The sequence below is a fragment of the Bacillus chungangensis genome (genome assembly GCF_030812995.1).
GTDB lineage: Bacteria > Bacillota > Bacilli > Bacillales > Bacillaceae_C > Bacillus_CF > Bacillus_CF chungangensis.
This window is the reverse complement of the sequence record NZ_JAUSTT010000003.1, coordinates 217,797-235,130: the sequence shown is the minus strand read 5'-3', so window position 1 is coordinate 235,130 and position 17,334 is coordinate 217,797. Positions and strand designations below refer to the sequence as shown.

General features: G+C 33.3%; 19 protein-coding genes and 2 pseudogenes. 18 read left to right on the top strand and 3 right to left on the bottom strand.

The window, feature by feature from the left end; all coding sequences use genetic code 11:
* Positions 1–532 precede the first annotated feature (532 nt).
* From J2S08_RS04215 to J2S08_RS04205, 3 genes and pseudogenes are all read left to right on the top strand, one after another.
* Positions 533–1,183, top strand: a complete 651-nt coding sequence (locus J2S08_RS04215; RefSeq protein WP_307226954.1) for a uridine kinase family protein — start codon at positions 533–535, stop codon at positions 1,181–1,183.
* 20 nt (positions 1,184–1,203) lie between these two features.
* Positions 1,204–1,400: pseudogene (locus J2S08_RS04210) on the top strand (transposase); the annotation flags it as partial.
* A pseudogene (locus J2S08_RS04205) lies at positions 1,395–1,598 on the top strand (zinc ribbon domain-containing protein); the annotation flags it as partial. The pseudogenes J2S08_RS04210 and J2S08_RS04205, both read left to right, overlap by 6 nt.
* 122 nt (positions 1,599–1,720) lie before the next feature.
* On the opposite strand, the gene J2S08_RS04200 reads toward J2S08_RS04205, so the two are convergent.
* Positions 1,721–1,945, bottom strand: coding sequence for a hypothetical protein (locus tag J2S08_RS04200; RefSeq protein WP_307226952.1), 225 nt, complete (start codon positions 1,943–1,945; stop codon positions 1,721–1,723).
* Between the two features lie 202 nt (positions 1,946–2,147).
* Between J2S08_RS04200 and J2S08_RS04195 the strand changes: the two genes are divergently transcribed.
* The 6 genes from J2S08_RS04195 (at position 2,148) to J2S08_RS04170 (ending at position 7,247) form a co-directional block, all read left to right on the top strand.
* Positions 2,148–2,792, top strand: coding sequence for a thiopeptide-type bacteriocin biosynthesis protein (locus tag J2S08_RS04195; protein WP_307226971.1), 645 nt, complete (start codon positions 2,148–2,150; stop codon positions 2,790–2,792).
* A 141-nt stretch (positions 2,793–2,933) separates the two neighbouring features.
* Complete coding sequence (locus J2S08_RS04190; RefSeq protein ID WP_307226950.1) at positions 2,934–3,647, top strand: lantibiotic protection ABC transporter ATP-binding protein; 714 nt, start codon at positions 2,934–2,936, stop codon at positions 3,645–3,647.
* 1 nt (position 3,648) lies between these two features.
* Positions 3,649–4,407, top strand: a complete 759-nt coding sequence (locus J2S08_RS04185; RefSeq protein ID WP_307226949.1) for a lantibiotic immunity ABC transporter MutE/EpiE family permease subunit — start codon at positions 3,649–3,651, stop codon at positions 4,405–4,407.
* A complete protein-coding gene (locus J2S08_RS04180; RefSeq protein WP_307226947.1) occupies positions 4,407–5,174 on the top strand; it encodes a lantibiotic immunity ABC transporter MutG family permease subunit in 768 nt (255 codons plus the stop codon). Before J2S08_RS04185 ends, J2S08_RS04180 begins: the two co-directional genes overlap by 1 nt.
* A 25-nt stretch (positions 5,175–5,199) precedes the next feature.
* On the top strand, positions 5,200–5,868 hold the full coding sequence (locus tag J2S08_RS04175; RefSeq protein ID WP_307226945.1) for a response regulator transcription factor: 669 nt from the start codon (positions 5,200–5,202) through the stop codon (positions 5,866–5,868).
* Positions 5,859–7,247: a sensor histidine kinase gene (locus tag J2S08_RS04170; protein WP_307226943.1), complete on the top strand. Its 1,389-nt coding sequence runs from the start codon at positions 5,859–5,861 to the stop codon at positions 7,245–7,247. The genes J2S08_RS04175 and J2S08_RS04170 overlap by 10 nt, the downstream gene beginning before the upstream one ends.
* A gap of 415 nt (positions 7,248–7,662) precedes the next feature.
* On the opposite strand, the gene J2S08_RS04165 is transcribed toward J2S08_RS04170, so the two are convergent.
* A complete protein-coding gene (locus J2S08_RS04165) occupies positions 7,663–8,430 on the bottom strand; it encodes an alpha/beta fold hydrolase (protein ID WP_307226941.1) in 768 nt (255 codons plus the stop codon).
* A gap of 186 nt (positions 8,431–8,616) precedes the next feature.
* On the opposite strand from J2S08_RS04165, the gene J2S08_RS04160 reads away from it, so the two are divergent.
* The 9 genes from J2S08_RS04160 (at position 8,617) to J2S08_RS04120 (ending at position 16,114) form a co-directional block, all read left to right on the top strand.
* Positions 8,617–9,831 (top strand): helix-turn-helix domain-containing protein, encoded by a 1,215-nt coding sequence (locus J2S08_RS04160; protein WP_307226939.1) that lies wholly within the window; start codon positions 8,617–8,619, stop codon positions 9,829–9,831.
* A gap of 541 nt (positions 9,832–10,372) precedes the next feature.
* Positions 10,373–10,669, top strand: coding sequence for a DUF2089 family protein (locus J2S08_RS04155; protein ID WP_307226937.1), 297 nt, complete (start codon positions 10,373–10,375; stop codon positions 10,667–10,669).
* 1 nt (position 10,670) lies between these two features.
* Positions 10,671–10,958 (top strand): hypothetical protein, encoded by a 288-nt coding sequence (locus J2S08_RS04150; RefSeq protein WP_307226936.1) that lies wholly within the window; start codon positions 10,671–10,673, stop codon positions 10,956–10,958.
* 150 nt (positions 10,959–11,108) lie between these two features.
* On the top strand, positions 11,109–11,546 hold the full coding sequence (locus J2S08_RS04145) for a MarR family winged helix-turn-helix transcriptional regulator (RefSeq protein ID WP_307226934.1): 438 nt from the start codon (positions 11,109–11,111) through the stop codon (positions 11,544–11,546).
* A 51-nt stretch (positions 11,547–11,597) separates the two neighbouring features.
* Positions 11,598–12,815, top strand: a complete 1,218-nt coding sequence (locus J2S08_RS04140) for a serine hydrolase domain-containing protein (RefSeq protein WP_307226932.1) — start codon at positions 11,598–11,600, stop codon at positions 12,813–12,815.
* Positions 12,816–13,026: 211 nt separating this feature from the next.
* Positions 13,027–13,533 carry a hypothetical protein gene (locus J2S08_RS04135; protein WP_307226930.1) on the top strand — a complete coding sequence of 169 codons (507 nt, stop codon included), beginning with the start codon at positions 13,027–13,029 and terminating at the stop codon, positions 13,531–13,533.
* Positions 13,534–13,920: 387 nt separating this feature from the next.
* On the top strand, positions 13,921–14,322 hold the full coding sequence (locus J2S08_RS04130; protein ID WP_307226929.1) for an Rrf2 family transcriptional regulator: 402 nt from the start codon (positions 13,921–13,923) through the stop codon (positions 14,320–14,322).
* 178 nt (positions 14,323–14,500) lie between these two features.
* The gene (locus J2S08_RS04125; protein WP_307226927.1) at positions 14,501–15,415 is read left to right on the top strand and encodes an NAD(P)/FAD-dependent oxidoreductase; all 915 of its coding nucleotides are present in this window, start codon (positions 14,501–14,503) and stop codon (positions 15,413–15,415) included.
* Positions 15,416–15,517: 102 nt separating this feature from the next.
* The gene (locus tag J2S08_RS04120; protein WP_307226925.1) at positions 15,518–16,114 is read left to right on the top strand and encodes a class I SAM-dependent methyltransferase; all 597 of its coding nucleotides are present in this window, start codon (positions 15,518–15,520) and stop codon (positions 16,112–16,114) included.
* Positions 16,115–16,536: 422 nt separating this feature from the next.
* Here J2S08_RS04120 and J2S08_RS04115 read toward each other — a convergent pair whose 3' ends face one another.
* Entirely contained in the window at positions 16,537–17,244 is a 708-nt protein-coding gene (locus J2S08_RS04115) for an HAD family hydrolase (protein ID WP_307226923.1), read from the bottom strand.
* Between the last annotated feature and the right edge of the window lie 90 nt (positions 17,245–17,334).

Genomic DNA, 17,334 nt, shown 5'->3' with positions numbered 1-17,334 from the left:
CATAACAAGTAACACATGGGTAAGCCGTATGCCTTAGTAGGGCACGTACGGTTTGATGAGGGAGTAACCTCGAAAGAGGTTACTCTACTCTATGTCAAAAACTGTATTACAAAAGCAATAGGAGCAGCGGTTTACTGGTAATAGGTCCATTGTACCCGTTATCAGGGTGATTTTGATATGTTTTAAGGGTTTTGGATTAGTACTCACAAGTTATCTTCTTGTATTTTTTTATCATTTAATCTCGGGTAAGTTATTAAGTTTTAAGGAGGAGTAAGTGTGCAACAGACGCGTAAAATTACTATTATTGGTGGAACTGGGAAGGTGGGAAAGTACATCAAAAAAGAGCGGTTGAAGTTGTGTGATAGAATGAAAAAACAATTAACTTTTTAAAGAATAAATAAGTTTACTAATAGAGATAGTATTAATTCGAATTCTTACTATCTTTTATTTTTTTTGTGTATAATAAGAGAAAGAATATTTCAATATTTCAATCAACATAAAGGCTGTACTTATTCTATAAGGTGGTAGAGTGATGGAGCAGTTATTACAAGAAGTCTTAAATTGGGTTAGAAGGATGGATAATAAAATAATTATTGGTATATCAGGACATGGTGCTGCTGGAAAAACGACTTTTGCTAAGAGACTTTTATACTTACTTAATCAAAATGAAGTGAATTACATTAATACGGATCCATATATTAGCAGTTCAGACGTAAGAAAAAATGCAATGATTGATTATACATATCAAAATGAAAAACATCGCTATAAAATGACAGCTTGCCATCCATCAGCACATCATTTACCTTCTTTAGAAAGAGATGTTCAGATGGTTAGATATGGTTTAGATTTTTATACAATTGATACGAATTATCTTAAAAGTGAGTTAATTTCTTCGAAAAACAAAGTAACGATTGTAGAAGGAATGAGTGTAGCATTTATTAATCCAGATTTATTTGATTTAAAAATTTACATCTATACAGATGGGGAAACTGAATTAGAGAGAAGAATGAACCGCGATATTGTTGAAAGGGGAACGGATATCAATTATTTAAGGCAATCTCATGAAGAACGTCGTATTCAGTACGAAGTGTTTATGCATCCGTACAGCAAATATTTTGATATTATTATCAGAGCTTTCGGCGATGAAATATTTCTAGAAAAAAATACATTTGATTTTAAATAATTAGTTGATAAGTTGTTATACATAGGGGAGCGCATGTACATGTGATGTTCAAAGTACACCCTAACAGTGAATTGTAAAAAATTCCAAAATGCGTATAAGAGTGCAAGTTCACGCTTGATATAACGTGATTTTCCTATTGTTCGCAAAAAAACTTTGGAAAGAGATGTTTTGGTCAAGAAGTTTCTGCTTGATTACAATAGCTGGTGCTTCTATAGAAAAAGCAATCAGTGAAGTATCTTGGTCTAAATTCAGAAAATATCTTGACTACAAAGCAGAGTGGAAGGGTCGTGATTTGATAATTGCTCCTAAAAACTATGCAAGTAGTCAGATATGTTTATGCTGTGGTTATAAAAACAAAGATGGAATTAGGTTAATTTATAATCTTAGATGGATCAGAGGTTTAAATTTTATGTAGGATAGTAAAAGGTTTTAACGTCTTTTAAAATGACATAAGCCTTTAATTAATAATAGGAGCTTATGTCATTTTATAGGGAAATCACTTTTAAATTCTTTCTATCTCTTTGTATTCCGATTCACTTATCTGGGATAAAACATTTCATCAACTTCCCATGATTCGACTATTTGATGTGCCATTCTTGGATCATATCCTTTACCCATCAGATAGGTAATAGCTGCAACTTCCCTCATTGCATGAGGGATAGAGGTTTTTTGAGCTTCGTTTAAACCATACTGTACCCATGGTTCAACCCGGGACAAGGTTTCTTGTTTGAGATCGTATGTCATAGTGTAAGTGGGATACATAATATTACATCCTTTCAAGATATAGTTTAATATCACACTCCCATGTTATTCAAGTTAACTTACCTTGTGTTAGGCATCTAACCAACTTTATATAAAAACTTGATACTAGTATATTTTCATGGACACATCTTAGTTACCTTTGACTAAAATGGATAAAAAGAGGTGTGTCCAAAATGGAAAATAAAAGTTAAACGACAACAGAATATTTAATGACGATTTCAAAAGAATGGTTGTAGATCTTTATCAATCCCGGTACTTCAGTCAAACAATTATTAATACCTATTTCCCTGAAATCAATAGGTATGGTGGTCCTTCGTTAATAAATATAGCAGAAAATGTATTCTACAAAGATAGCTTAGTTGTCATGAAAATACTTGAAATCATGAATAAAAATGGACTTAGCAAGGAACAAATTGGAGTAATTTCATTACTCTACTATTTAAATGACTTTGGATTAATTTTTGAAGATCAATTGAGTTACTTACATCTAAATTTGAAAAACGATGACATTTATAAAAAGCAATTTAAAGATGAAAAGTACGATTTTATAAATGAACTAGATTCTTATAACAATTGGGAAAAAGCAAGAAGAGGAAATGACCTAAAACAAATCATAGAGGTCTTAGATTATCGAAGTGAAAGTATACGCATCTATAAAGAGCAAATTATTAGAAGTAATAAACTCACAAGTGATTTCGTCAACATTATGGGAAGTGTGATTCACTTACATTTTAACAGATTATTTGAGATTGACCGCGATTTCGAAGATAAACTTTATGGTTATGCATATCATACTTTATATGGTCAGAGGGTACTAAGAAAGATGGTCCATTTGCAGGAAATATAGAAAATTTATACACAGATGGTTGAACAGGAATTATATCTGATCAATCATCTTTTTTTATTTATATTTCTTCTTCGTTATTGATGGAGTCTTGATTTTTTGTTGCTAAACTCCATCTATAAAGGTGAAAAGGAGTATCTAAATATGAATGATGAGTATATCTTGCAAACTAGACAGCTAACCAAGAAATACAGGAGCGCTACAGTTTTAAATGGTGTATCAATTAATGTAAGGGAGAACACCGTTTATGGTCTTTTGGGGCCAAATGGGGCAGGGAAGTCCACAACTCTAAAAATCATATCGGGTCTGCTTAAGCCAACATCCGGAGAAGTGATTTTTAATGGTAATAAGTGGACCAGAAAGGATTTAGTTCATATTGGTTCTTTAATTGAAAATCCCCCGCTTTATGGGAATTTAACAGCCGAAGAAAATTTGGATGTAATAAATACGATTCTAGGGCTACCAAAAGAACGAATCCAGAAGGTTCTTCAAATTGTTGGGTTAACAAATACGGGAAGTAAAAGAGTGATGAACTTTTCAATGGGGATGAAGCAACGTCTTGGTATTGCGCTCGCCATCCTGAATCATCCCAAGTTGTTAATCCTAGATGAGCCTACTAATGGATTGGATCCTATTGGTATTCAAGAATTAAGGGAACTGATTGCATCTTTTCCTAGGCAGGGCATGACAGTCCTCTTATCTAGCCATTTGTTATCAGAAGTTGAACAATTAGCTGATGATATCGGTATCATCAGCAATGGAATACTAGGTTATGAAGGAAAATACCATTCTTATGGAAATTTAGAAACGCTTTTTACTGATGTTGTACGAAAGCATAGAGCCAATAGGAGGTTATAGTATGTATTTATATTTAAAATCAGACTTCATAAAAACAAAACGAACAAATATTAGAAAAATGCTGTTGATGATTCCCTTAATATGCTCCCTACTTGCGCTTGGCTTTAATTTTCTTGGCGGGCCAGAGATAATACGGCTGAGTGCAGAAACCATCATCAACCATTGGGGGATAGTATGGCTCTCGGTATTTATTGCTCTTACGGCAGGACTTCTAAATAATCTGGAAAAAAAATCAACAAATTTTAAATCCATCATTAGCTTACCGATAAATTTGCAAAAAAAGGAATGGAGTAGAATTTTATTTTTAACTGGATTTGTGGCAATAGGCTCAATCATATTATGTGCTGTAATATACATTACCAGTTTACTGATAAAAACGAGTCCATATTTGGTTTCGCTCTTTTCTTGTATTTTGGCTGTTGCCTTGATGTTCGTTACTTCACTCTGGCAGATTCCATTTTGTTTGTGGCTTTCAAGAAAAACGAATCTTTTTATCACTTTACTATTGAATAGTATGCTTAATTTAAATTTAGGTTCATTTTTTGCTCCTACGGAAGAGTGGTTGTTCATTCCATATAGCTGGCATTTGAGAGTACAAATGCCTTTAACGAAATTGCACTCTAATGGAATCCCTTTGCCGCAAAACGATGAATTATTGAGTTATTCAGTCATTCCAATTGCCCTTGTTTTAAGCCTTCTATTCTTTTTTTTCCTTACTTGGTTCTCTATTAGATCCTTTAATAAATTAGAGGTGAAGTAATGATGCAACTTTATAGATGTTTGCGGGGGGAGTTTAAAAAAAGAAAACGAAGTTTATTTCTTTTTTTACACTTGGGTATTCCCCTGATCTTACCAGGTACTTTAGTGATGTACTTCTTATCCAGGAATGACCCGATAAGTTTAGAAGCGAGCTATATCATTTTTTTTGAATTAATCGGAGTAGGAACGCCGGTCATCATATCCATCATTTGTGGAATAGTGGCCGATACTGAAAATGAAGCGGGTTATTTTCAGAATATGCTCGGAGTAATTCAGAGCAAAACCATCTCATTCATAAGTCAAATTACGATGATGATTTTCTCTTATAGTGCTGCAATGTTTTTAACCATATCAATTTATACCTTGGCTCTGAAGTTTCTAATTGATTTAGATGAAGTTTATTTTACTCTCTACTGTTTAACAGGTATAATTTTTACAGTAGCTTCCATATTTCAATATTTTTTTTATCAAGTCATTGGTTATAAGTATGGGATCGGGATTTGCAGCATATGTGGGTTCGGAGGAGTAATCATCGCTGCTCTTTCTTTGACTGCAATAGGAGATAGAGTTTGGGGGTTCCTGCCTTGGGCATGGGCAAACCGATTCAGTGAATATGTAAGGAATTTTTTGAAAATAACTGATATAAAGTTAGTTAGCAATTCTATGCTAATAACGGGAGTCTATTATTTCTTTATTTTAACAATAGGAATGATGATACTGAGTATCGTTTGGTTTAATCATTGGTCCGGAAGAAAAACAAATGATTAAATAGGATTAAAAGGGTGATTTAAATATGGCAAATATCTTAGCGATTGATGATGATGCCGCAATTTTGAGATTAATCAGGAAAATGTTAGAGATGAAAAATCATGAAGTTACTACTCTTCAAAGTATAAAAGATATTACGATAGAAGAAATAATTAAATATAATCTTATTTTACTCGATGTCATGATGCCAGGAGAAGATGGCTTTAAAGTATGTGAGAAAATTAGACCTTTGATTGATATACCAATCATCTTTATGACAGCCAAAAGTGATGAAATTTCCATTATCAAAGGTTTATCCATTGGCGGAGATGATTATATTGGAAAGCCGTTTAGTATACATGAGGTAAATGCGCGAATTGAGGCGCACTTAAGACGGGAATCCAGACCGAAAAGAGGAACCAAAAGTGTGTTTATTGATGGTGACATCCTTATTGATTTAGAAGCAAAAAAAGTGATCATCCAAGGGAAGGAAGTATATTTCACAAAGACGCAATATAGTATCTGTGAGCTGCTCGCCTTGCATAAAGGTAAAATATTTTCTAAAGAAAATATTTATGAATCGATCTATTCAATTGAAAGTGATTCTCAAGTTTCAACAATTGTTGAACATATCAGGGTAATTAGAAAAAAAATGGCTCAATTTAATATAGCCCCCATCAATACTGTCTGGGGTGTAGGGTATATATGGGAATAAAGAATACGTTATCGGTTTATTTAGTTAAATGGATGATAAAATTAGGCTTTGCTGGTTTAATGATGTTGATGCTAAATATTGGGTTAGTGACATGGGGAATAAATCATCATCTTTTTATTCCAGCAAACGAGCCGATAAAAAATTCAGAAAAAATAAAAAGTGAAGTTGAAAACTCCGATTATATCGATTCCAGTATCATCCCACCAGAACTGGACTATGCCATTTTTAATAAACAGACAAAAAAAATGGTAAAGAGTAATATGAACTCTAGAAATACAGAAACAGCAAAAAAAGCTTTTAAAAATCCTAGGAATGGCAAAATGAGTTCTTTTATAAGGTATAACAGTCAATATGAAACCATTTTAATTCATTATAGCTTGAAAATCCAGTTCGCAAACATCGAATTAAGAAGGGTATTTCCTAATCCAGGTGTATGGCTATCCATTCTTTCGATTATGATTTATTGTATTTATTTAGTCTGGAATATTAGAAGTTTCTCTCAAATTATTATCCAAGAAAATCAAAAGTTGATAAAAGTAGCGCGTAAAATTAAAGAAAAAGATTTGAATATCGAATTTCCACGAGTTCAATTTAATGAATATAAAGATGTAATGTGCGCAATGGAGAGTTTATCAGAAGCACTAGTCAAATCCATTCAAAAGGAAATAGAGGTTACCCAATCGAAGGCAGAACAAATCAGTTATTTAATCCATGATATAAAAATTCCGCTGACTATCATAAAAGGGAATATAGAACTATTGGAAGTAATGAAAAGCGATGATATGAAGGAAAACTTTAGCGACATGATGAATTCAATCAAACAGATAGAACAATATATTCAGGAAGTAATCGATATCAATCTGAACAACAAGCAATTAAATATGGATAAGGAAGAAAAATCTGTCATTGATTTCTTAAACAAACTAGAAGCTGAAGTCAGCAGCTTAGGTAATAATATCATTGTCGATGATTTTACAGAGAAAGGGACTAGCCTTTTCATAGATGTAAATCTACTCATTCGAGCCATAAATAATATTGTATTAAACGGAATAGAAAGAACGCCGCAACATGAAAAATTACAATTAATCGTCAGGCAGGAGAATGATCTCATTCAATTCATTATCATCGATCGGGGACCAGGCTTTTCAGAAGAGGCTCTTAGAAAAGGAACTGAACTTTTCTATACTGAAAATGATGGACGGACGAATAACAGCCATTATGGCTTGGGATTAACGTTCACTGAAAAAGTGATCAAGCAGCATAATGGAAGGATGAAGTTAAGTAATAATGCAAGTCACTCTGGTGAGGTGTTGGTAGAATTGCCGATACTAAATCGTAAACAAAAAAGGGTTAATAGAGAAATTGGAATAATACAATGAGCGTAAAAATAAATATTTTTTAAAAGGATTTATCACGGCTTATATTTATGAAAAGCAGTAGCTTAAAACAGTTAAACATCTAATGAATTAGAGAAAATGTATGATGAACAATCTAATCAACATTGTACCGCATTTTCGAAAATTTCTAAGAGAAAGGCTGCTGACGAGTTTTTATGCTCATCAACAGCTTTTTTTAGTGCTTGGTTAAGTTAATTTCAGGATGTTTCTGCTGAATTTCTTCTGGAGATGCAATAAAATGTTAACTTGATGGGCGACATCTTGTTTAGAAATGAAAAGGACCTCCTGCAATATTTAATGTGTCGTTATTGTACAAGCGACTTATCAAATAACGGAGGTGCCTAATATAAATAAAATATTAATGGACGTAATAGTCGTTCAACAGCATAAATTTGAGTTATGATAAATGTGTATTGTTATTTTTCACCACATCTAGTATATCTTTTATTATATTAATAACAATTTGTGGTCGATCGATGTGGATTGTATGTCCAGCATCTTCAACAATAATATGTTTTTTATTAGTTGACAAGTTTGCAAGTTCTCTTTGAAATTTCATCCAAGCAGCCATAGATTCCGTTGTATGAAAAGGCTGCAAACCGCCTGTTACTACAATAAGTGGTATACTTCCAAGAGATTTAGAAGCGCGAACTTGTTCGAAGCTTTCTTCAACCTCATGAAGAGACCCTTCCAAAGTGAATTGATGATAATAATTTTCCTGAACTTCTTTTGTAAATAAAGGAGGCAGAATTTTATTTTGATCCTCATGACATGAGTCTAAAAGAACCACTCCTGCAACTTCCTCTGGATATGTACTTGCAAATAATCTTACATTTATTCCTCCAAATGAGTGTCCAACTAACACATATGGAGGCTTTACACCTGCTTTTTTAAGTAGTAGACGTAAGTTCTCGACACTTTGCTGACTATGACGAGATCTGTCACTTCCTTCACTTCTGCCTAGACCAGCTCTATCATAAATAAACATTTTTGAGAACTTTGAAATGTCATCTTTAATCGAATTCCAGTTTTCTAATGTGAATCCATATCCAGAATCAAAAACGAGAGTAGGACCCTCGTTATGTTTACCTAACAATTCATAGTATAATTCAATCCCGCCAATATCTAGTTTTTGTCCTGTTTCATTCTCCATTATGTTGCTCATATTTAATCCTCCAATTTCCTATTTGATATTAAAAAGAAAGCTCACTAACTACCTTTCCCTGTCATCATCTAATTTTAATTCAGTGAGTTCAATTTAATTGAACTTATCGTAACACGCTCTTATTTCCTTTTCAAGCTAAAGTTTAATATAATTAAACTATTCATTAAAATACAAAGGATGTTGAAAATGAATGAACTTGGAAAGCGAATTAAAAAATTAAGAATAGAAAGAGGTATGACACTTGTAGAAGTAGCTGGCAACAAAATGACGAAGGGGATGTTAAGTATGATTGAAAATGGCCGTGCCAACCCTTCGATGGAAAGCTTAAAATTTATTGCGAGCCAGTTGGGATGTGATCCTCATTATCTGTTAGAGAACCATACATCTGATGAGCTAAAGTACATATTTAGTCAGGTAGAGGAAGCGTTTGAAAAAAATAATGATGAACAGATAATGAATTTAACACAAGACATGTTTGACCAGCAGCTTCCAACTTCATTTGAGTCTGCTAGGATATTAGAAATTGCTGGCCGAACGGTTTTTAAGACTGACCGAAAACAAGGAGAGATGTTGATAGAACGAGCGATAGTAATCTATGAACAGTTATCCCTTTATAGTCATTGCGTTGCTGCTAAAGTACACATAGTCAAAAACCTTGCAAAAGACGGTCATTACCATGATGCGCTTATATTGTTGCGAAGTGTACGAAAAGAGTATCATGAAAAAGCAACGGTGATTGATATCGTCGTTGAAGCAGAAGCGAATTACGTTGAAGTGGTCTTACTCTTCGGGGTAGGTGACTATAAATCAGGAAGGAGTAAGCTAAATGAATTGATTGAGCTATCCAGGAGGAAAGGGATTTTTTATAAGATGGATGATATTTTTCGAATTGCAGCGTTCCAATCCCTTCTTCGTAACAATGAAAATGATTTTGCTTACTTTATAAAGAAGTCAGAGCAGTTTGCTGTTTTTAGTGAAAATGATGAATCATTGGCTTTTACGTTGTTGCTTCAAGCTCATTATCACAATCAAATTTCACAGGATTATGAACAAGTCCTTTTTTACTTAGATGAATTTGCTACCTTAGTAAAGGGTGAGCTCGGAAGTGACTATTACTATCTTGAAAAAGGTAAAGCGCTACTAGGAAAAGGACAGGTGGAAGAAGCGCTAAAAGCATTTGAACAATTTAAAATGCCTGACACGATTCGTTACCCGCTTGAATTATCTATTCTCTATACTGCTGATGCGTATCGGGCACATTGCCTCTTGCAATTAGGAAGAGTAAAGGAAGCGCTTATCTATACAGAGAAAGCAGCTAGCAATATAAGTTTGTTTCCTCGAACCCCTTATCAAGATTTTATAAAAAATACGTTAGCGTTAGTGAAGAAAAATCTGCAATAGCATTATCCAAAAGAAATATGAAAAACTTATAGCAAATTGTAAGAGAAAATGTCAGTTTCCCAGCCGATTGCTTTTGAATAGTGATAACCTCGATTTGTAGGTTTTACCTGGGTACCGTCAACATGTAAGAAATATTGTATGCTAACCGAACTTTAACCTAAAAAAGTCGACTTCCTGTAAGTGAAGGAATCGACTTTTTTAGGTTGCTTTTTTAAGTAAAGCTTCATTTAGGATAATAAGAGTATTAAGTGCAGTTCATTTAAGTACATTAGAGTAACTGAAAAAGTGTAAGAGATATCTGATTTCTGTAAAATGTTCGCTATCTTATCTTTGAAATTATCATGAGTTGATATTCGTATTGCTTTGATTTGCTAACAGAATTGCTCATTAACTTTGTTACAATTTTTCAATTTTACGTTTATTTACAATAGAACTAAAAATTTCATTTAGAAATAAATCAAAATATATATTAATTTTATTCAATAAATACTTGAATAAAATTAAAAAATGTTTTAATATAATTAAAGAAGGAGTGATTTTTATGGAAAGAGGAGATGTTCCGTCTTGGGTATTATCTTTAGACAAAGAATCATTAGAATTTATTAGAAAGTTTATTTTAAACTCTGGATCATTAAAAAATATGGCGAAAGATTACGATGTATCTTACCCTACTGTGCGTACGATGTTAGATAAGTTAATTCAGAAAATTGAATTGCACAGTAGGGAGGACGATGTAGAATTCGTAAACATGATTAAAAACTTAGTTATTGATGAACAAATCAGTTTAGAAACGGCAAAATTAATTATTGATAAATACAAAAAAGAAAAAGGTGATTGAAATGGCACATGTTATGCAATTTGCTATCGCATTAGGGATTTTAGCTATACAATTTTTTATATCTAAACGTGGACCTTTATTTGTAGGTGCAGTTTTACCAATAATGTATATCGTGTTTTTTATTTATGCCTATGTTACTGATTTTTTTACTAAAAGGTCTACAGGATCTCTATTAGGTGCAGTCATTGGAGGAACTGTGTTACTTTTAGCAGCTTGGATATACGGTCGAGAATCTTTAGCAAAAAAAAGAAAAAAGGAGCTTATTAAAATGAAAGCAACCGATTTATAAAACAACTTTATTTGATTATAGAAATTAGGATAGTGGAGGGGACTACATGATTGTGTGAAAAGTTTAATCGTTTTACAACTACAAAATGTTGACTTTTTTTAGATTACCCTCTAATATGTTAGTTAACTAACATATTAGAAGGTGATCTGTTTGGACTTGTACGAACAAGTAAAACAAATTAACGAAGCGGATTATACGATCAACCGTTTGATTTACAAACATTATAAAAAATATCTAGCCAGCTCTATTACCACACAACAAGCTGTTCTACTGGATATTGTCTATTATGCTAATAAAATAACTGTAGGCGAAATTGCTTTAGAAATGAATATTAGTTCTAGTGCTGTAAGCCAGCTTATCGCCAAAATGGAAAAAAATCAGTTCATCTGTCGTACGATCAATCCTAATAATCGTCGGGAAATTTTTATTACATTAGATACGAAAGGCCGGGAGTATTTCGACAAGCAAGAGCGAGTTGAACGAGCTGTGGCGGATCGTTTATATTCTAAATTAACTCTTTCAGAGCTTAATGAGTTGGTACGAATCACAAAAAAATTAGAGGAAATTGCCATAAAAGAGTTTAGTTAATTTCCTCACGTCTAATATGTTAGATAACTAATATAATAAGGAGACTAAACTATGTTTCATACTATTTATTCTACACTTGAAAAAAACCAATTTAATGGTGCACTTTATTTAGAGACAAGTAATGAAGACAGCATAAGCCTAACCTTAGGTTATAAAGATCTAGATAATTCCATCTCTATTACAGAGAATACACTGTTCGACATAGCTTCACTAAGCAAAATGTATACTGCCGTGATGGTACTGCAATTAATAGAAAAAAAAGCGATTAGTCTTGAGGATACATTAACTAAATGGTTTCACACTGATACTTTCAAAAATGTTACGATTGAACACTTGCTAACACATACATCTGGCATTCCAGAATATTTAGGCAACGCTTCGATTAAAGACATTGAAGAAATTTTACATGTCAAAGAGCCTTACTTCCCTGCAGGCAGCGGATGGTTCTATAGTAATTCTAACTATGTATTACTAGCTAAAATTATTGAACACACTAGTAAACTCTCTTATGAGGACTATTTACAAAAGATGATTGCATGTCCTCTGCATCTTCAGCATACAACATCGAAACCAGAAGCCGAACAAATTGCTGTCGGAAGACTGTTTGATTATATCAATAAGAAATATATTTCTTTAACAGAAGATACTGTCTTTAAAGATATGGATAAACTATGTAGTTTTTATGGCGATGGTAGCATCTATTCTACAGCGAAGGATGTTGCTCGATTTATAAAGGGATTTATTCAAGGTAAATTAGTATCCGTTGAATTTGTAAAACGTGCTATTACACCTTCTCCTTTAAATAACAACTATGGCTACGGATTTGTTATTCAAGATGACTCATTTGGCCACTCTGGTGGATGGCCTGGTTACTCTTCACATTGCTTCTGTTCTTTGACAAGCAAAAAAATGACTATTCTCTTGATGAATGAAGAGGTAAGCCCTGTCTATGAACAACAAATATTAGCATTCTTAAACAATCCTGAAGACATGAAACAACTTATTGCACCAAAACATCCTAGTATCATGTTAATAAACAATACTGATAACATAGAAGGTACTTATGAACTTGCTGATGAATATCAAACACGCTTTACCATTAAGAGGGGCATCGATTATTTTATTATCTCTTTTGATGATCAACATGATACTCATTTGTTTAAAATAGAACCTAACCTCTATTGGATTCGAAATACAATGAGTTATATCAATATTCGTGATAGAATTTTTATTGAGGAAGGTATAGAAATACCCTTTAATAAACAATAGACTTTTTTAAGTTAATATGCTAAGAACAGTATGTATTTTTCTAAAAAAAGCTTATTTTGGGGATAATGTTGATTAACTACGTTTTGATCTGATTTTTGTGCAAAGGAGTCTTTTTATCTTTTGACAAATTTACACAACAATTTTAACTCCTGGAAATATGATTGTAAACGATTTTTATTTTGATGATGTTGGTTCAGGAGAAAATCGTGACATGAGCCGTTTACTTTTTAATCGAAACAATATAGGTGGAGTGTCATTAAGTATTATTGGTTTTGAGATCGATGACGAAGATGCATACAAAAAACAAATCCGAAGTTTTGTGGATGCTTATGCGGAGATTATCAAAAGTCAATGGAACGCCATTGCTGGAACTCTTGGAACGCTTGGCAGTTTAACCGCCACGGCTTTGGGACTCTCTACTGCTTGGGCGTCTGCTATTGCTGCCGCAGTCACGTTTCTTTTTGATGTCTTTGTCGCTTTGTGGGCTCCAGCCGACTTAATTATCGAAGATGTTCTAGGACTCACTGCAAAAGATTTGGCAGCCTTAACCAGTCCTAACTTTCCGGTTCCATCCATTAGTGGCTTTACGTCTGCTGGCGGCATCAAAGTGAAAATCTCTCCACTTGATAAAAATGTTCAATATCGTGAACTGCGCGAGTATCAAAGCAATGAAGAAAGTAGCAGATATCAGATCATTCTACGCTACAACCGTTTTTAAATGTCACGAGTGTAACAGATTTTTACGCAAATAAATGTTGTTTATTTAAATATAAGTAATTGAAAAGACGATTGTTCTTTACAGTCGTTTTTTTATTTAATATTCAATATTAATTCACGTTTTTTTGTAAGTTTTCATTAAGCTTAAATATATTTTCGTAAAGAATAGCTGTTATTTTAAAGTTTCATGTGCAAAATATTACCTAAAATAAGTGCAAAATAAAGACAAAAGTAACAGTTTCAGCTATAGCAAATGTTATTTATAAATACTTCGTTTTTAATGAACTGATAAGATTGTATACGAATAAATAAGAACTGTTTGACATAGTAATTCATTAAGGTTATTATAGACATGTAAAGTCTTTTATTGGGGGGGTGAATATACAGCATGAAGTATTCAAAAGCTACAAATTATGCCCTTCACACAATGCTTTTTCTTGCAATGGCTCCACCAAATAAACTTGTTGGTGTACAACAGTTAGCAGAAAAGCAAAATGTTTCGCCTACGTACTTGTCCAAAATATTGACCAAGTTGGTTAAGGAAGGAATGATTGATTCTTCATCAGGCGCCAATGGCGGATATTCCCTTAGTCATAATTGGGAAGACATTACATTTTTGGACATCATACATGCTATTGAAGGTAAATCGTCCTTGTTTGACTGCTGTTTAAACTCTGATCCAGTATGTGTAATAAAAGAGGTCATGCTTTCAGCAGAGGAAAAAATGGAAGAAGCGTTAAGGAATCAAAAAATATCAGATCTTGTCAAGAAAATATCCGTGGACTCATAATCCACTGTTATTTTTTATTTGTATTGTAGATATAAGGAGTCTCTAATATCTCAAAAACAAAGAGAGATTTTTTATGGAAAACACTTTATTTAATGAAGCGTTTTGGGGAACAGTATGGAAGAAAACTTTCTCAAATACTTAAGGAAATCTATTTGAATCATGGAGGAATGACCTACTTATGGAATTGTTGGATTGTGCAATTATAGGTGCAGGCCCAGCTGGGCTAAATGCAAGTTTGGTTTTAGGAAGAGCTCGCAGAAAGGTCGCGTTATTTGATAACAGAACAAACCGGAATCGCGTGACGCAGGAATCACATGGTTTTCTTACACGTGATGGCATAAAGCCAGCAGCATTTAAAGAAATTGGCTTAAACGAACTGAAAAGCTACCCATCTGTTCAGTACTATGAAAATACGGTCTCGAAAATAACGAAACAATCGAACGGCTGGTTTAAAATTACAACTTTGGAGAACACAGAGTATACAGCAGAAAAAATCATATTGGCAACGGGTATTCAAGAGAAGTTTCCTTCCATTCCAAATATAAAACAGTATTATGGGAAAAGCCTCTTCAGCTGCCCCTATTGTGATGGGTGGGAATTAAAAGACAAGCCCTTGATCATTATTTCCGAAAATGAAGAACATGCTTTTCATATGGGGAAGCTTGTCTATAACTGGTCCAAAGATTTAGTAATAGCCACAAATGGCCATGAGTTGTCTAATCCTATCCTGAATGAACTACATAGAAAAAATATAACTGTTATAACAGAACCTATTAAGAATCTGCATGGAGATGATGGTTATTTGAAAAAAGTGGAATTTCATTCAGGCCATGAAATAGAAAGATTTGGAGGATTTATCGTGTTTACCTTTATGCGCCCAAATCAATTCGCAGAGCAGCTTGGTTGTGACATACAAGAAAATGGAGCCATTGTGACAGAGAATACAGTTCATACTTCACAGAAAAATATTTATACGGCAGGAGAGACAACCAAATTAGGTCATTCCTCATTAATCATTGCTGCTTCAGAAGGATATAAAGCAGCAATAGCAGTTAATACCGATATTACAAATGAAAGGTTCAATGGTGATTAATGCAGATATTTCAATTGAAAAATTTTAAAATAAATTCCTTTATGTAATAATGAGCTGCATTTCACAGATAGGTGTAATAGGGTAATCAGAGGAGGTTAGTGTATGGAAAATAATTGGAATAAATTTTTTAATTCGAAGGAATATATGTATGGGGAAGAGCCTAACGTATTTATTCAACAACAAGCCTTTCGATTAGAAAAGTGTCAAAAAGTGATTGCATTTGCAGAGGGGGAAGGCCGGAATGCTGTTTTTTTGGCAAAAAGAGGCCATAAAATAACAGCAATAGACTATGCGGATAGTGGTTTACAAAAAACGAAAAAACTAGCTCAGAAGTATGCCGTTGATGTACGTACAAAAAAAGTTGACTTATTAGTAGACAGCGTCCCAAGCGAGAAATATGATGCTGCAATAATGGTATTTGGACATTTTCATAGAGATGCTCAAAAAATGATTTTTAAAAAAATGAAAAATGCGATAAAGCCTAAAGGGATTATAATGCTTGAGGTATACTCCAAAGACCAATTAAATTATGGTACAGGTGGCCCAGCAAATCTTGATATGCTTTACGAACCAAAAGACATTCTTACTTGGTGCGAAGGTCATGAGGTGATTCATTTCTTCTATGGAGAACAAGAGCGAGTGGAGGGAAAGGCTCACACCGGTTTAGCCCATGTCATTCAACTTGTTTTAAGAAAATAAAGATAATAGTATTTTCGTTTTCATAAATAGTTTATTTGTTAATAAATCTGATGGCATAGAAATGATTTGGCATTTGAATGGTATTCTGAATATATTTAACTTGTTCATATCACTTCAGAGGGAGTACAAAGCATCACCAGGAGATTTGAAATTAAGTACTTGAACAAAAGCTGTACTTATTGAAAGTGGTTTTGGCGTTTAGTGTAATACAGTGGATTTAACTAATAATAAAAGTAAAATATATATTAGCCATGTAGAATATGTAAAACGGGAAAAATTTTTTTCTTCCCGTCTTTTTGCGTGATCTTTTTCAACTATGGCGATCTATTAGTGAAACAAAAAAGTATCAATGAAATCTATTCCTCGATCTGTACGAATTCTCTTTGGTTGTTTCGGATATTTTCACTTATTTATCTTTATAGTTAAAGGCTGTTTAATATATGAAAAAGATAATTTTTTAATTCCTTCGTTGAATATACTGTCTTTGTTGCCAAATTAACTGAACTGCTTGGAAGTTGGTGGTTGCAATTCAACCAAATTGTGCGCCATCCAGCATTGTGAGCTCCGACAATATCAATCGGATAGCTGTCGCCGATGAACCAAGCATTATTTTTATCGAATTTAAATTTTCGTTCAGCCAATTCGAATATTTTACAGTCTGGTTTTGCCATACGTTCCTCTTCTGAAACAATAATTTCGTAATCGTTGAAATAATGATCTAAACCGAGATTTTTAATCTTATTTCGTTGATGGATAGAGGGGCCATTTGTCATGATTAGCGTTTGTATCCCGTTATCTTTTAAATCATTTAAAATCTCGGTTATAAATGGATACAATTCAATGTGTTCTTGATTACTTTTATATAAGTTTTGAAATGATAGAGCTTCTAATTTATCAATGGAAATACCTAATTGTAGAAGTGTGTCTTGGATTCTAAAAATATGCGACTCTTCTAATGTCCAAACGTTGTTTGCAACATGATCAAACCCAATATCACTATTTCTTTGGTAAATCGGATAAAATTGGTTGAAACTAAGGTGTTTTGTAGCATCAAATTCAGAAAGAGTTTTCTTTAAAGGTTGTGTCCTATCATATAGTGTGTCATCTAAATCAAACACAATTGTATACATGTTGTCTCGCTCCCCAAACTCAAATTGAGTACTCAGGAAGATAGTATCAAATTATCGATGGTTGTCAAGATGTTGGATGAAGGTTTTGCA

What these genes read in the sequence shown, in the direction of transcription:
- J2S08_RS04215 (WP_307226954.1), top strand. Translation starts at nt 533, where the DNA reads ATGGAGCAGTTATTACAAGAAGTCTTAAATTGGGTTAGAAGGATGGAT.
- J2S08_RS04200 (WP_307226952.1), bottom strand. Translation starts at nt 1,945, where the DNA reads ATGTATCCCACTTACACTATGACATACGATCTCAAACAAGAAACCTTG.
- J2S08_RS04190 (WP_307226950.1), top strand. Translation starts at nt 2,934, where the DNA reads ATGAATGATGAGTATATCTTGCAAACTAGACAGCTAACCAAGAAATAC.
- J2S08_RS04185 (WP_307226949.1), top strand. Translation starts at nt 3,649, where the DNA reads ATGTATTTATATTTAAAATCAGACTTCATAAAAACAAAACGAACAAAT.
- J2S08_RS04180 (WP_307226947.1), top strand. Translation starts at nt 4,407, where the DNA reads ATGATGCAACTTTATAGATGTTTGCGGGGGGAGTTTAAAAAAAGAAAA.
- J2S08_RS04175 (WP_307226945.1), top strand. Translation starts at nt 5,200, where the DNA reads ATGGCAAATATCTTAGCGATTGATGATGATGCCGCAATTTTGAGATTA.
- J2S08_RS04170 (WP_307226943.1), top strand. Translation starts at nt 5,859, where the DNA reads ATGGGAATAAAGAATACGTTATCGGTTTATTTAGTTAAATGGATGATA.
- J2S08_RS04165 (WP_307226941.1), bottom strand. Translation starts at nt 8,430, where the DNA reads ATGAGCAACATAATGGAGAATGAAACAGGACAAAAACTAGATATTGGC.
- J2S08_RS04160 (WP_307226939.1), top strand. Translation starts at nt 8,617, where the DNA reads ATGAATGAACTTGGAAAGCGAATTAAAAAATTAAGAATAGAAAGAGGT.
- J2S08_RS04155 (WP_307226937.1), top strand. Translation starts at nt 10,373, where the DNA reads ATGGAAAGAGGAGATGTTCCGTCTTGGGTATTATCTTTAGACAAAGAA.
- J2S08_RS04150 (WP_307226936.1), top strand. Translation starts at nt 10,671, where the DNA reads ATGGCACATGTTATGCAATTTGCTATCGCATTAGGGATTTTAGCTATA.
- J2S08_RS04140 (WP_307226932.1), top strand. Translation starts at nt 11,598, where the DNA reads ATGTTTCATACTATTTATTCTACACTTGAAAAAAACCAATTTAATGGT.
- J2S08_RS04135 (WP_307226930.1), top strand. Translation starts at nt 13,027, where the DNA reads ATGAGCCGTTTACTTTTTAATCGAAACAATATAGGTGGAGTGTCATTA.
- J2S08_RS04130 (WP_307226929.1), top strand. Translation starts at nt 13,921, where the DNA reads ATGAAGTATTCAAAAGCTACAAATTATGCCCTTCACACAATGCTTTTT.
- J2S08_RS04125 (WP_307226927.1), top strand. Translation starts at nt 14,501, where the DNA reads ATGGAATTGTTGGATTGTGCAATTATAGGTGCAGGCCCAGCTGGGCTA.
- J2S08_RS04120 (WP_307226925.1), top strand. Translation starts at nt 15,518, where the DNA reads ATGGAAAATAATTGGAATAAATTTTTTAATTCGAAGGAATATATGTAT.
- J2S08_RS04115 (WP_307226923.1), bottom strand. Translation starts at nt 17,244, where the DNA reads ATGTATACAATTGTGTTTGATTTAGATGACACACTATATGATAGGACA.